This window comes from Paenibacillus sp. 2RAB27 (genome assembly GCF_052115445.1).
Taxonomy (GTDB): domain Bacteria; phylum Bacillota; class Bacilli; order Paenibacillales; family NBRC-103111; genus Paenibacillus_E.
The window spans coordinates 1-13873 of sequence record NZ_JBFRGR010000049.1 but is presented as its reverse complement, the minus strand read 5'-3'; the positions used below and the strand labels follow the sequence as shown (position 1 = coordinate 13873).

Sequence of the window (13873 nt, the reverse complement as noted above, 5' to 3'; positions counted from 1 at the left end):
AGTCACTATATAGAGTAGACGCTCTATGCATCGAAATCGTTGAATGGCCGCTTCACTCGCTGCGAATTCCTTTCAAGAAACAATGCACTAACATATAAATCCCATATGCGCCTAGATAACCACCTGTGAACAGAAACAGCTTGTTCGTAAAAACAACATGGATGTTCGTCATGAAAACCGTATCATCCCGAAGGATCTGGTACACGTTCATGGAACTGATTGCACCAAATATATACGCGCACAAAACCGCTGCCCCTGCGAATACATGTTTAAAGGATTGTAGTAACCAAGCACTAGCAAGCATGACTAGCGGAATCACAATAACAAAAATAACGATTATTATCGACATTGTCGTGTTCACCTCTTCAACAGCATTGACGAATTTGCTGTCGAAAATACAGAAACTCACTTGGCTAGTCCCAAGGAATCGAACAATAGGCAATTGATTCTTTTACCTATCTGTGGCAAGATTAGCGAAGAACCGCTAAATAGGAAACTTTGTGCTGATGCCAGAGTCCCTCCTAACCAACGAATGAACAGGAGTTTATGATCTATGTCTAAGCCTTTTTTCCGATTACTGACCGAGTTGTCTTCACGCAAATGGGTCTCACAACTAACAGGTGCCCTTGCTCGTTCCAAAATAAGCCGGCTCTTTATCCCTCGTTTTGCCCAAACCTATGGCATTCGCATTGAAGACGCTGAGAAGCACATCAAGGAATATAAGTCCTTGAATGATTTCTTCACGCGCAGATTGAAGCCAGGCTTGCGCCCGATCCACGAAGACACAACACGTGTTGTAAGTCCGGTAGATGCCATGATTACAGGTATCGGCGACATCAAAGAGGGCTTGATCGTCAATGTCAAAGGTCAAGACTACACGATCGACGAGCTGCTAAATCGCTCTCCGCGCACAGTCAACTACAATAATGGTTTTTATTTCGTACTGTATCTGAGTCCAACTGATTATCACCGTATTCATTCACCAATCTCAGGAGATATTCTGGAGAAAGAGCATGTCCTTGGGAAAGTGTATCCCGTTAATGAATTCGGACTGCGTCATATGAAACGTGTACTTAGCCGCAACGAGCGATTAATTACATTCATTCAGCATGCAACTGGAGAAGTAGCCGTTGTCAAAGTTGGCGCACTGAATGTGAGCTCCATCCAATATGTAACACCTCTTCCAAAAACACTTGAACGCGGTCAAGAGCTCGCCTATTTCGAGTTCGGCTCCACAGTCGTTCTGTTATTTGAAGATGGGATGTTCGAAGCACGCCCTGATCTAAAGCTTGGCTCTAAAGTGAAAATGGGCGAAGACCTTGGGCGTTTCTTGGACGCCTAACCTAGTCGGGAATCAGAACCTGAGAGGAGAAAACCATGGCATCCATTTCAACACCATCTCCTAATCATAGCTCGAAGAGCTTGCAAGGAACGGGAGATATCAAACCAACTGTTTATCGGATTTTATTGGCAATTGGGCTTGTACATTTGCTCAACGATTCCATTCAATCCGTGATTCCTGCTATTTTCCCCATTTTAAAAGATGAAATGGGACTCAGCTACGCACAAGTCGGCTGGGTGCAATTCGCAATTAACTTTACAGCATCCATCATGCAGCCTGTCGTTGGACTCTATACAGACCGGAAGCCATCGCCCTACATGCTGCCAATTGGGATGACATCGACCTTGATCGGCATGTTGCTGCTAGCTTTTGCTCATTCGTATTGGGTAGTCCTTTTGTCTGTTTGTTTTGTCGGACTTGGCTCGGCCGCCTTCCATCCAGAAGGTTCACGTGTTTCACATATGGCAGCTGGAAATCGTAAAGGTCTCGCCCAATCGATCTTCCAAGTCGGCGGCAACGCTGGTCAGTCATTGGCTCCCATTATGACCAAATGGATCTTCATTCCGCTAGGATTGTTCGGATCGATCTGGTTTACGGGTGTCGCGGCTATCGCGATCGCTGTGCAAATGTACATAGCACGTTGGTATAAGGTCGTCCTGCAAGACGCACCTGTGAAAGCCAAAACCGTCGTTAAACGTGTTGTTAGCCCGCAGCGACGTAAGCAAGTCATGTTCGCTATCAGTGTATTGATTTTCCTTGTGTTTGTTCGTTCTTGGTATGGTGCGGCTATGAGTGGCTATTTCGCCTTCTTCCTTCAAGATACGTACGGTATCTCCATTGACCGAGCGCAGAATTTCATTTTCTTATTCCTAGCGGCTGGAGCCGTTGGTACTTTCTTTGGCGGACCGATATCGGATCGCTTCGGTAAGCGTAATGTCATTTTCTTTTCCATGTTAGGATCGGCACCATTTGCCTTATTACTCCCACATGTGTCCGTCGGTTGGGCGTACGTGCTGCTCGTTATTATCGGTGTTATTCTGTTATCCAGCTTCTCTGTTACAGTCGTGTATGCGCAAATGCTTTTTCCTGGCAAAGTAGGGACCGTATCCGGCCTCATCACGGGATTAGCCTTTGGTCTTGGCGGTATCGGGAGTGTCGTGTTAGGCAACCTTTGCGATGCCATCGGAACAGGCCGAGTTATGGAACTCTGTGCATTTCTCCCGCTTTTAGGCATACTTACTTTCTTGCTCCCTACCGATCGTAAGTTGAAGGAATGGACTGAAGAACAAGCCTAAAACATAAAAAGCAGTTCGGCACGCTGGATCAGCGTTGTACCGAACTGCTTTTTTCAATTACTCGTGATGTCCCTCGTTGACTTCGCGTTGGCTGCGACGACGTGCAACACCCGATTCAAACGCCGCTTCCATAACGGCTTCTCTAACTTTCTCGACCACCGCGTGATTGAACACGCTGGGAATAATGTAGTACTCGTTCAGCTCGTCCTCATTCACGACAGCAGCAATTGCTTTGGCTGCCGCAAGCTTCATCTCTTGCGTGATCTTGGATGCTCGGCAATCTAACACGCCGCGGAAAATACCAGGGAAACAAAGTACATTGTTAATTTGATTCGGATAATCCGAGCGTCCTGTCGCCATTACGCGAACATAAGGCTCCGCTTCCTCTGGCGTGATTTCCGGTGTGGGATTCGCCATTGCGAAAACAATCGGGTCAGTCGCCATACGCTTCACATCATCTTGCTTCAGCACGCCTGGTCCTGAAAGACCAATGAAAATATCTGCACCTGAGATGACATCAGACAATGTACCACGTTCTAGCCCAGGATTCGTATTTTCTGCGTACCACTCCCAAGCCTTGTTCGTGAACTCATCTCCTCGCACAATAGCCCCTTGACGATCCACACCAATGACATTGGTGACACCTGCTGAGATCAGCATTTTAGTACATGCAATACCTGCAGCCCCGATTCCCGTGATTACTACCTTACACGACTCCAATTGCTTTCCGACAAGCTTAACCGCATTTAGCAGCCCAGCTAGAATAACAACCGCTGTACCGTGCTGATCATCATGGAATACAGGAATATCAAGCTCATTAATTAAGCGTTCTTCGATTTCAAAACAACGCGGGGAAGAAATATCCTCCAAATTAATGCCGCCAAATCCTGGCGCAATCGCCTTCACGGTACGAATAATTTCTTCGGTATCTTGGGTATCCAAACAAATCGGGAACGCATCTACGCCTGCCATTTGTTTAAATAGCATCGCTTTCCCTTCCATCACGGGCATTGCCGCTTCAGGCCCAATATTCCCAAGCCCTAGAACAGCCGTACCATCTGACACGACAGCAACGGTATTCCTTTTAATCGTCAACGAATGTGCCTTGCTCGGGTCTTCATGAATCGCCATACAAACCCTGGCAACTCCTGGCGTATATACGCGGGACAAATCGTCCCTGTTTTTAATTGGTACTTTGGGGGTGACTTCAATTTTCCCACCCAAATGAAGCAGGAAGGTCTGATCTGACACGTTAATGATGCGGACACCTGGAATAACCTGTAGTGCTTTCGTTATTGTTTCCGTATGCTCGGGATCACTTACTTTGACTGTAATATCACGTGTAGTCGTCGTTTTGCTGGCTCTTGTGACGTCAATCGCCACAATATCGCCGCCTGCATCACCAATGGCTGTTGCAATTCTACCAAAGGTTACGAGTTCCTTATGTATTTCCAGTCGCACGATGACACTTGTGCCCCCACCATTTAATCCAGCCATGAAAGGATCACTCCTACGATTTGTAATTTAATTGAACACATGTTAGATGATAACATACAACCTATGGCAAACAAAGTTATTGCCCAAAAGACTTATCTTGCACAGTGATAGAGACTTTTTATGGTAGGCAAGCAGGGATTAGGAAAAGTATGGTATAGATTGAGCAGGAAGCATGGAAAGGGCTATAGAGATTGAGCGAAAACATTCTGGAAAAGCCAATTGAGATTGAGCGAAAAGAGTCAGGGAAGGCCAATAGAGATTGAGCGGAGCAGAGTGATGCCTTGCTTGATCTCAGCCTCTGTTAGATGGGCGAAACCGAAGCAGACACCCGCTCTGCCGACTGGGAGCGCGTAGTTGCCGGCGTCCGTCCAGGTCACGCCGGCTGCCCGACATGCGGCTGCATACGCGGTATAGGTGCGCAGGTCACCGCGCCACCACCCGAATAGATGCAGCCCGCTATCGCTGTCCACCCACTCGAAGAGGGTGGACAGGTGCTCCTGCAGCAGCGCCTGCAGGAGCAAGAACTTGCTCGCGTACACCCGCCGCATGCGGCGCAGGTGTCGCTCGTAGCCGCCGCTCGCCATGAAAGCGGCGAGCGAGCGCTGTTCGAGCAGCCCCGTTGGGTGCGGCTCGTATAGCCGCTTCGCGGCTACAAAAGCATCGTGCAGCGCCTCCGGCAGCACGACATACCCGATGCGCAGGTCCTGCAGCATCGTTTTGGAAAAGGTGCCGATGTAGACCACTCGGCCCTCTTGGTCCAGCACCTTGAGCGGCTCAATCGGCCGCCCGCGGTGCCTAAACTCGCTGTCATAATCGTCTTCGACGATGACAGCGCCTTGTTCCGCCGCCCAGCGCAGCAGGAGCTGGCGGCGCTCCAGGCCCAGCACCGCCCCCGTAGGGAATTGGCGGCTGGGCGTCACGAACAGCAGCCGCGCGTTCCACGGCTGCGGGATAAGCCCTTGCCCGTCCACCGGCGCGTGGACGGGCACTCCGCCAGCCGCCAGCACAGCGCGGCTGGCGCCTTGATACCCGGGGCGCTCCAGCACCACGGGATCGCCTGGGTTTACGAGCAGCTGGGTCAGCAGGGCAATCGCCTGCATCGACCCATTGACGATCACGATGCGCTCAGGCGGCGCATCGATGCCTCGCATTCGCCTCAGGTGCACCGCGATCGCTTCGCGAAGCGCGTAGTGCCCCTCGGCGATGTGAGCGTCCTCTTGCGGCGACTCCGTCATCCGCCGCACCTGCTCATACATCCCGCGGTTCCATTGCTCCCGCGGGAACTGCTCCATCTGCGGACGCGCCACCACGAACGCAATCTCTCTTCCACCTGGCATACCTAGGAGTTCTCGCTCTTTTCTCTTCTCTTTACCACCATCTGCCTTACCCTCTCGCACTTTTCCTTGCTCTTTGATGCCATCTGCCTTACCCTCTCGCACTTTTCCTTGCGCTTTGATGCCATCAGCCTTACTTTCTCGCTCCCCCAGCTCACTTACCTGATCAGTCCCACCTTCTCGCTGCTGCCCCCCAGCATCCACACCCTGGCTCACTCGGACACCCCAAGCTGACAGTTCTATATTCTTCCCCACCTTGGGCTCATACATCACATGACCGTCCGCATAAACGACAAAAGTACCTCTTCCAACATCTGCCTGCAAATATCCTTCTGCGATCAGCATATCGTACACTTGATTTACCGTCCCCCGAGAAATATCCAGTTGATCAGCCAAATCCCGGCTTGAGGGCAATTTCGTATGCTGCTTCAACTTATTTCCTACGATTTCATCGCGAAGCGCATGATACAAGGCAGCGTATTTACTAGGATATCGTGAACAGTACGTGTGAAACGGCAAATAAAATGCCATACAACCACTTCTTTTCTTTTTAAAATGGTACATATAAATTGAGTCATATTGGTACTTATTATGAATCCAATCATACAGTATGCTTACAACAATCACATTAAATTTTTCACGAGTAAGGAGAAATCAAACTATGAATCTACTGCCGCCAACCCTAAAAGGAACTCGCGTCACCTTGCTTCCTTTGCATGAGTCACATATTCCTGGACTGATCGAGGCTGCAAACGACCCTGCCATTTTCTCATTTATGACTCCCTTGCTTGATCCCGCCGAAGTTCACAAATTTGTCTACCAAGCACTTAACGAGCAGGAAGCGGGACAAGGAATCCCTTTCAGCGTCTACGATAGAGCTACTGATACCATCGTCGGCAGTACACGACTCTTCGATATTTCCATCCCTCATCGGAATTTGGAGATTGGGCACACCTGGTACAATTCGAGTGTTTGGAGAACTCGTGTGAATACAGAAAGTAAGTATTTATTGCTTCGATACTGCTTCGAGTCTCTGAATCTTTTGCGTGTTCAGCTCAAAACAGACCTTCGCAACGAACGCTCCCAAGCAGCCATTGCCCGTATAGGAGGCCAGAAAGAAGGTATTCTGCGTCAACATCGTGTGCTTCACGACGGTTATGTACGAGATACGGTTATGTTCAGTATCCTTGACAATGAGTGGCAACAGGTCAAGCAGCGACTAGAAAGCTTTTTAATCAAATAAATTGTTGAGCACGTGACTGGAATGCGTTCATCCATGGCTCTTGCTTCTTTTCATATCAATTCATAGAAAATTTGTTTACGCAGTGACGTGCAGGTGTGAAAGTGATATAATAACTGGGAAAAAATGAATCGCTCATTGGAAGGAATGACCCAATCTTATGAATCCTTTGGCAAGTCAGCTAAACGAGACCCTGCAACGTGAAAATTCTCATGTACATGACATGCTTTCCACATTAGGTAAATCGATTTACTTCCCGAAAGAAGGCATTCTCAGCCAATCGGCTGAAGCGAAGGCCAAAGCCAAGAAATTCAATGCTACCATCGGTATTGCAATCGAAAATGGTCAACCAATGCATCTGAAGGTCATTCAAGATACACTCTCCACTTACAATCCTAAAGATATATATGAATACGCTCCACCGGCTGGTAAGCCTGAGCTTCGTACAGCTTGGCGCAAAAAAATGCTCGAAGAAAACCCTGGCATTGGCAGCAAGCTTATCGGTAATCCGATTGTAACGAATGCCTTGACGCATGGACTAAGTATTGCTGCTGATCTTTTTGCAGACGCAGGTGATGCCGTAATTATTCCTGATAAAAATTGGGAAAATTACGAGCTTACTTTCGAGATTCGCCGCGGTGCTCAAATCGTGAACTACCCGCTCTATAACGAACAAGAGAGATTTAATTCCGAAGGATTACGTGACGCACTTCTCGCTCAGAAGTCCAAAGGCAAAGCGATCGTCGTACTGAATTTCCCGAACAATCCAACGGGTTACACACCTGATGTCGAGGATGGCAATGCCATTACTGCCGCGATCAGAGAAGCTGCTGAAGCTGGGATTAACGTAGTTGTTCTAACTGACGATGCTTATTTCGGTCTTTTCTTTGAAAATTCCTTGCATGAATCCTTGTTCGGTCAATTGGCCGACCTGCATCCGCGTGTGCTTGCAGTCAAAATTGACGGAGCAACCAAAGAAGAATACGTTTGGGGCTTTCGTGTAGGCTTCATTACGTATGCGGGTCAAAGTGATGCACTTCTGAGTGCTCTTGAACAAAAAACAATGGGGATTATCCGTGCTACAATTTCCAGTGGTCCGCATCCGTCCCAAACGTTCGTGCTTCACGCGTTGAACTCACCAGAATTCAATGCTCAGAAGCAAGAGAAATACGAAATCATGAAAGGCCGCGCGAACCGTACGAAATCCATTTTGGACAGCGGCAAGTTCGACGATGCATGGGGCTACTACCCGTTCAACTCCGGCTATTTCATGTGCTTGAAGCTCAAAACCGTTGACGCTGAAGCATTGCGCGTACATTTATTGAATCAGCATGGTGTAGGCACAATCGCGCTTGGCGAGACTGATCTTCGTGTAGCATTCTCTTGCATCGAAGAAGGCAATTTGGAAGAGTTGTTCAACATCATTTATCAAAGTGTTAAAGAAATAGAGACCGTTGCTGCAAGCAAATAGGTTGGCAACGCAAAAAGAGGGCGTCCCAAAGCCATGTTGGTGGCGGGGGACCCTCTTTTTTGTGAGTTAATGGGCTTAGAAGAAGTCCGTATGGTGAATGCAAGCAGCGAAAGATGCAAAAGAGCATTCTTTTTCTTCGAATTAATATCTGTATTTGAAATGCTTGCGAAAGTGCAACTATTTCTGTCGGCAAAGCTCATTTTGACATCTTTCGGTCCTAAAGGTTGCCTTTTCGCACTTATTCATCCACTTGTAACTGTTTTCCCGAAAATATGTGTCTTTTTGCATCTTTGACCATGTACACATATTGAAAATAACGTCTTCCCACTTGAAGTGGAAGTTATATATGACAAAACATATTCAAATCATCCCCTAGACTCTTCATGTATATGAAACTGTCATCACATACCCGTCGAACATTGCGGAGGCGGAGCTACTACAAAGGTTGAACTGCTTCGTACATATCGCCCCTGCCCTACCTTAACCTCAGTTTCATCAAACTCCGCGACAAGCCCGCCGCCAATCATTTTCCCATCCATTAACACCATAATGTAAGTTCCAAACAACATCGCATTCGTGAAGTCAGCATCCCGATGTATGATATCCATAGGCCCCCCAGTAAATAGCTTTTCTATTATTTTTATTTATACGCCACTATACCTTTTCAAGCGTTACAGTATAGTTACACACATCTTCTACAAAGAGAAGGCAATGAATGTTCCCTGCCCAGTCATTTGTTCGCGTTTTCCGCCCTCAGATCCAATTTGAAGATTATCTTACATCTGTTCGTTTCTTTCACTGTGGATCCTCCCAGGTAGCATCTGCAACCGCTTAACTGGTATAATACATAATTCCCTGGTACACAGGATCTGCTGCCAAAATACAGCGAAGCACATCCGGACAGCGAATAGACTTACTCGCCACCCTAATCTTCTTCCCTCCAGCTTCCTGTGCAATGGCCTTAAAGTTAGCATCCAGTAGATCCAAATCTACGAATGCGAATGGCTTCGGTACATCATTGAAAATCAGTTTATAGTGCTCGTAGGATCCTATCACGAGACTAACCTCTTCCTAGTGAGCCGTAATTAAGGCTTAGTCAGCCTGCGAATGATTTTCAACCCGATTAGACTAGATGGATATCGAAAAGGGATATCGAACCTCGTCGTCTGCTTTAATATACTTTTCATATGTGAGAATATTTGAAAACTCATCTCGCCATGATAGCTGCCCATTCCGCTCTCGCCGACTCCGCCGACAGGCAAATGCGTAGAACCAAAATGCATCAGCGTATCATTGACACAACCGCCGCCGAATGAAATTCGCTCAAGCATGGCATCTTGCACCTTTTTATCCTCCGAAAATACATACAGTGCCAGCGGCTTCGGCCTAGCTTGGATTAAACCTACGACTTCGTCTAGGCTGTCATAGGTCAGGACAGGAAGGATAGGGCCAAAAATCTCCTCCTGCATAACGGGCGAATCCCATGTAATCTGTTCAAGTACCGTTGGTTCAATTTGCAGCGTCTGATCTTCAGCCAACCCACCAATAGCGACCTTTCCGTCATTCAAAAAGTGACGCAACCGTTCGTAATGACGACGAGAAATGATTTTGCCGTAATCAGGGCTTTGCAGCGGCTTGTCGCCATAGAAAGAGACGATAGCTTCTTGAAGATAGGACAGCAGTTTATCTTTCACGCTCCGATGAACAAGCAAATAGTCTGGAGCCACGCAGGTCTGTCCCGCATTTGAGAATTTCCCGAAAGCAATACGCTGCGCTGCTAGTTTCAAATGCGCGTCGTGGTGTACAATGCAGGGGCTCTTCCCGCCGAGCTCTAACGTGACACGTGTGAGCCGCTTTGCTGCTGCCTCCATCACTATTTTCCCAACGGCTACGCTGCCTGTAAAAAAGATTTTGTCAAACGGCTGCTCCAGGAGCGCACGACTTTCTTCCAYGCCGCCTTCTACAACCGCAATATATTGCGGTTCGAAGGTAGCACGTACGATCGAGGTCATCACAGCAGATACCGCTGGCGCTAGCTCTGACGGCTTCAACACAACCGTATTGCCAGCCGCAATTGCCCCTACTAGCGGATCAAAGGCCAGCATAAACGGATAATTCCATGGAGCAATGATAAGCGCCGCCCCCAGCGGCTCAGGGATTATGTAGCTGCGACTCCCCGAATGCGTCATCGGTGATTTCACTTTCTTCGGCTTCATCCAATGTTTCAGATGCTTGATGACATGAGCTATTTCTTGATAAACGATGCCTATTTCAAAAGCGTACGCTTCCTTCTCTCCCTTATTCAAATCGGTGCGCAGCGCCTGAATAATCTCCGATTCCCGATCGACAATCGCTTGTTTCAGCTTTTTGAGCTGTGTAAGTCGGTAAGCGAGTCCTCGTGTCGAACCGGAGAGATAATACTTTCTTTGCTGATCCATCAATTGGCTTATCGTCATGCGGATCTCCTCCTTTCGGATATTCATATCCTGGTTGTGCAATCGCCACACGAACTGAAAACGTTTACGAATTATAAAATTAAACAATCACATAGTCCTATAAGCTTACCATCCCATTCCCCACAGTGACAATAACATGATACTGCTCCGGTAATGATTTCGACCATAGAAAAAATCCCTGATTGCTCAGGGCTTCTAATTTGATAATACATTTTGTTTCCGATGTAATCGTCCTATTATGCTCTCTTTTGCTTTGTTACCCTACTTCTTCTTGTAATTTTTCGCTTTTTGACACTTCTTCTAATTGTTCTTATTCGCTTTGTTACACTTCTTTTAGCCGTTATCTTTTTCTTTAAAATGGATCTCTTTCTTCTTGTCATTTTTAAATTATTTCTTCTTTTTATCAGTTTTAATTTTTTGCTTCTTAGCAGTTTAATTTTTTTTCTTCTTCCTATCCGTTTTAACTTTCCCCGTCTTCTCTTCAATTCATTAATTTTTTGTTCATACAACGTTATATACTGGTCCACCATTGTAGAAGTCGTGAACTTGTTAAGCACATATTCTCTTAGGACATGTGGTGGCGGAAATGACTCATTTAATGCTTTGTGCGCAAGTTCATCTATGCTGTTACATACTAACTGTGGAAAACTTTCAAGTACCTCTAAGGCGGCACCATTGTTCAAGGCTAATACGGGAGTGCCTGAAATCATAGCCTCAATCAAAACAAGTCCAAAAGGCTCCTTCCAAATTGACGGAAAGAGGACACAACGAGCTCTMTTAAGTAGGTCCTGCTTTTGTTTACCTGCAACAGCGCCAATATAGTGAATGTTTTCATTATTATCAATTCTGGGCACCAAAATATTTCGGAAATATACTTCATCTTTAATGGGTCCAGCTATAATTAGCTTTTGGTTATTGCGTTCAGCGACTTCAATTGCATGAATGACGCCTTTGTCGGGGAGTATCCTCCCGATAAACAATAAATAGTCATCTTTTCCTTCACTGTACTCGTATTCATCCGGATTAATTCCGTTATGAACGACTTGGCCTTTGGCGCCGGCATTTCCCCGAGCAGCTCTACTGACATAAACGGAATCATGAAATTCTTTATTCGTAGGTAAATGATGAGTGGGTAAAACGGGAATTCCCATTTTTCTTAATCTGACAATAGATGTAAACGTGTGATCATGAATCAGATCTACTTTCGAAGGTCTTGTTTTACGGATAAATGCGGGTAGGTGTCGATCTTCGAAATATTTGGGGAAGGGTACTAACTTAGCTGAAACTTTACTTCCCTTAGGAGCATATAAAATAACCTTATGTCCACGTTTTACCAATTCTTGTGTTATTTCATAAACAATTTTCTCTGTTCCAGCTGTGTCAACAGCTGATACAGGGCTACAGACTGGTGAAATAACTTGTATGATTCTCAAGGATCGTTTTTTGGGAGTTGCATATTTTGTTTCATATTTTGTTTCATACTTTGTTGCATACATTGGCGTACTCATATTAAATAAACCAAATAAGTCACGAATTTCTTTAGTTTCAACTGCTTTACGATTGTACTCTCCACCGCTTAAAAGTTCTCGATGCTTCCTAGCATATTCCCAGAAATGATCAGCGTACTCTGGTTTGAAATCAATATAATAATTAATGCATTTGGTTACAAAAAAGAGAATTTCCTCTTTAAAACCATTATTCAAGTGTGCGTGTTCGATTAAACGGTCCCAGGCTTGTAAAATATCTAACACTTTAGGTCCGCTGCTATTTGCGATAGAACCTGGTCTAGACCTTTTATAATAATATAAGGGAATATTCAAATAAGCTGGTCTATTCGCTAGACTGATCAAAATTGGAGTTGATGCAACATCCTCATACCAAATATTCAAATACTGAATTTTTTGTAGTAATTCCTTATTGTAGAGCTTATTCCAAGGAACCACTTGAGCATAAAGAATTGCCTGTTTTTGCGTAAAGATGTCTTGTGCGTATCCCTTCTCAGGAATGGTCAGATCTTCATCTTCATACCTACTAAAATAATCACAAATCACCATGTCATGCCCATCTAAAGCCTTCGTAAACAATACCTCAAACATATTGTTAGCAATCCAATCATCCGAATCAACGAAACCGATATAGTCACCTCTAGACTGAGCAATCCCTACATTCCTAGAGTTACCTACACCTTGGTTTTCCGCAAAATGTATACTAATAATACGTTCAGGTTGGTTTTTCACGAACTCCTTAATAATTGCGGAGGAATGGTCTGTTGAACCATCATTGATAATAACTAACTCCATGACATTCCATATTGTTTGGTTAATTATCGATTGTAAACACTTACTAAGGAATTCCCCCGTATTGTATACAGTTACGATAACTGAAATTTTAGGACTAGCTGATCCTACTTTTTTTGAAATGATCTCTGTCGAGTCAAGAATAGGTTCCCCCTCCTCTTTTATTGAATTATATACATTCATATTCCCAATAGATGACTACGGCTTGTGTATGTGCTGACTTCTCCTATAAATAGTAATGACTACTACCCGCTTTAAAGATAAGCATATTGAAATAGTAAACGAAACCTGTATGCAAAAAAAGGATACTCTCTTAAAGAGCACCCTCTAGTTGGATACTAACTATACACGCTATGCCGTTTCTTGCATACGAACAAGGCTGGTATGAAGATGTACTACTGCATTCTTTTTATCTGTTTAAAAAAAGAAAAAGCCCAAAACCCTTATACATCAAGGGTTTCAGGCTTGTAATGCTGGGATGCGGTCGGAGGGATTTGAACCCTCACGCCTTGTGAGCGCCACCCCCTCAAGATGGTGTGTCTGCCGTTCCACCACGACCGCTTAAGAAAGTATACTGGGGATCTAGGATTTGAACCTAGGCATGACGGAGTCAAAGTCCGTTGCCTTACCGCTTGGCTAATCCCCATTATGAAGGGAAAAGGGCGACCGATGGGACTTGAACCCACGAATGCCGGATCCACAAACCGGTGCGTTAACCCCTTCGCCACGATCGCCACAGTAGGAATATTATTCCCTTAAAACTAGATACGAAACTCAACGTAAAGTMTTACTCTTAGGAATTTTGGTTAAGCCCTCGACCGATTAGTATTCGTCAGCTGCATACGTTGCCGCACTTCCACCTCGAACCTATCAACCTCGTCGTCTACAAGGGGTCTTACATACTGGGAAATCTCATCTTGAGGGGGGCTTCGCGCTTAGAT

The 13873-nt window shown here is 45.7% G+C and carries 11 protein-coding genes, 3 tRNA genes and 1 rRNA gene; 4 read left to right on the top strand and 11 right to left on the bottom strand.

Features of this window, described 5'->3' with window-relative positions; genetic code table 11:
• Positions 1 to 52: 52 nt before the first annotated feature.
• The gene (locus tag AB4114_RS32795; RefSeq protein ID WP_171628952.1) at positions 53 to 349 is read right to left on the bottom strand and encodes a transposase; all 297 of its coding nucleotides are present in this window, start codon (positions 347 to 349) and stop codon (positions 53 to 55) included.
• A gap of 204 nt (positions 350 to 553) precedes the next feature.
• Here AB4114_RS32795 and asd point away from each other — a divergent pair, with 204 nt between their 5' ends.
• Positions 554 to 1342, top strand: a complete 789-nt coding sequence (gene asd, locus AB4114_RS32790; protein WP_441992174.1) for an archaetidylserine decarboxylase — start codon at positions 554 to 556, stop codon at positions 1340 to 1342.
• 35 nt (positions 1343 to 1377) lie between these two features.
• Positions 1378 to 2637 carry an MFS transporter gene (locus tag AB4114_RS32785; protein WP_441992173.1) on the top strand — a complete coding sequence of 420 codons (1260 nt, stop codon included), beginning with the start codon at positions 1378 to 1380 and terminating at the stop codon, positions 2635 to 2637.
• 57 nt (positions 2638 to 2694) lie between these two features.
• Here AB4114_RS32785 and AB4114_RS32780 read toward each other — a convergent pair whose 3' ends face one another.
• Together AB4114_RS32780 and AB4114_RS32775 are read right to left on the bottom strand one after the other, a co-directional pair.
• Positions 2695 to 4134, bottom strand: a complete 1440-nt coding sequence (locus tag AB4114_RS32780; RefSeq protein WP_441992172.1) for an NAD-dependent malic enzyme — start codon at positions 4132 to 4134, stop codon at positions 2695 to 2697.
• A gap of 239 nt (positions 4135 to 4373) precedes the next feature.
• Positions 4374 to 6095, bottom strand: coding sequence for an aminotransferase-like domain-containing protein (locus tag AB4114_RS32775; protein ID WP_441992171.1), 1722 nt, complete (start codon positions 6093 to 6095; stop codon positions 4374 to 4376).
• Positions 6096 to 6129: 34 nt separating this feature from the next.
• Here AB4114_RS32775 and AB4114_RS32770 point away from each other — a divergent pair, with 34 nt between their 5' ends.
• Together AB4114_RS32770 and AB4114_RS32765 are read left to right on the top strand one after the other, a co-directional pair.
• Positions 6130 to 6711, top strand: coding sequence for a GNAT family N-acetyltransferase (locus AB4114_RS32770; RefSeq protein ID WP_441992170.1), 582 nt, complete (start codon positions 6130 to 6132; stop codon positions 6709 to 6711).
• Positions 6712 to 6868: 157 nt separating this feature from the next.
• Complete coding sequence (locus AB4114_RS32765) at positions 6869 to 8179, top strand: aminotransferase class I/II-fold pyridoxal phosphate-dependent enzyme (RefSeq protein WP_441992169.1); 1311 nt, start codon at positions 6869 to 6871, stop codon at positions 8177 to 8179.
• A gap of 401 nt (positions 8180 to 8580) precedes the next feature.
• On the opposite strand, the gene AB4114_RS32760 is transcribed toward AB4114_RS32765, so the two are convergent.
• From AB4114_RS32760 to AB4114_RS32725, 8 genes are all read right to left on the bottom strand, one after another.
• The gene (locus AB4114_RS32760) at positions 8581 to 8787 is read right to left on the bottom strand and encodes a hypothetical protein (RefSeq protein ID WP_441992168.1); all 207 of its coding nucleotides are present in this window, start codon (positions 8785 to 8787) and stop codon (positions 8581 to 8583) included.
• Between the two features lie 223 nt (positions 8788 to 9010).
• Positions 9011 to 9235, bottom strand: coding sequence for a hypothetical protein (locus tag AB4114_RS32755; RefSeq protein WP_441992167.1), 225 nt, complete (start codon positions 9233 to 9235; stop codon positions 9011 to 9013).
• Between the two features lie 29 nt (positions 9236 to 9264).
• Positions 9265 to 10635 (bottom strand): aldehyde dehydrogenase, encoded by a 1371-nt coding sequence (locus AB4114_RS32750; protein WP_441992166.1) that lies wholly within the window; start codon positions 10633 to 10635, stop codon positions 9265 to 9267.
• A 236-nt stretch (positions 10636 to 10871) separates the two neighbouring features.
• On the bottom strand, positions 10872 to 13115 hold the full coding sequence (locus tag AB4114_RS32745) for a glycosyltransferase (RefSeq protein WP_441992165.1): 2244 nt from the start codon (positions 13113 to 13115) through the stop codon (positions 10872 to 10874).
• A 296-nt stretch (positions 13116 to 13411) separates the two neighbouring features.
• Positions 13412 to 13493, bottom strand: a tRNA-Leu gene (locus tag AB4114_RS32740).
• Between the two features lie 13 nt (positions 13494 to 13506).
• Positions 13507 to 13578, bottom strand: a tRNA-Gln gene (locus AB4114_RS32735).
• A gap of 15 nt (positions 13579 to 13593) precedes the next feature.
• Positions 13594 to 13666: transfer RNA gene (locus AB4114_RS32730), tRNA-His, on the bottom strand.
• A 68-nt stretch (positions 13667 to 13734) separates the two neighbouring features.
• Positions 13735 to 13873 (bottom strand): 23S ribosomal RNA (locus AB4114_RS32725); the annotation flags it as partial.

Excerpts from the sequence above, each read along its gene's own strand:
- AB4114_RS32795 (WP_171628952.1), bottom strand. The coding sequence starts at position 349 with ATGTCGATAATAATCGTTATTTTTGTTATTGTGATTCCGCTAGTCATG.
- asd (WP_441992174.1), top strand. The coding sequence starts at position 554 with ATGTCTAAGCCTTTTTTCCGATTACTGACCGAGTTGTCTTCACGCAAA.
- AB4114_RS32785 (WP_441992173.1), top strand. The coding sequence starts at position 1,378 with ATGGCATCCATTTCAACACCATCTCCTAATCATAGCTCGAAGAGCTTG.
- AB4114_RS32780 (WP_441992172.1), bottom strand. The coding sequence starts at position 4,134 with ATGGCTGGATTAAATGGTGGGGGCACAAGTGTCATCGTGCGACTGGAA.
- AB4114_RS32770 (WP_441992170.1), top strand. The coding sequence starts at position 6,130 with ATGAATCTACTGCCGCCAACCCTAAAAGGAACTCGCGTCACCTTGCTT.
- AB4114_RS32765 (WP_441992169.1), top strand. The coding sequence starts at position 6,869 with ATGAATCCTTTGGCAAGTCAGCTAAACGAGACCCTGCAACGTGAAAAT.
- AB4114_RS32760 (WP_441992168.1), bottom strand. The coding sequence starts at position 8,787 with ATGGATATCATACATCGGGATGCTGACTTCACGAATGCGATGTTGTTT.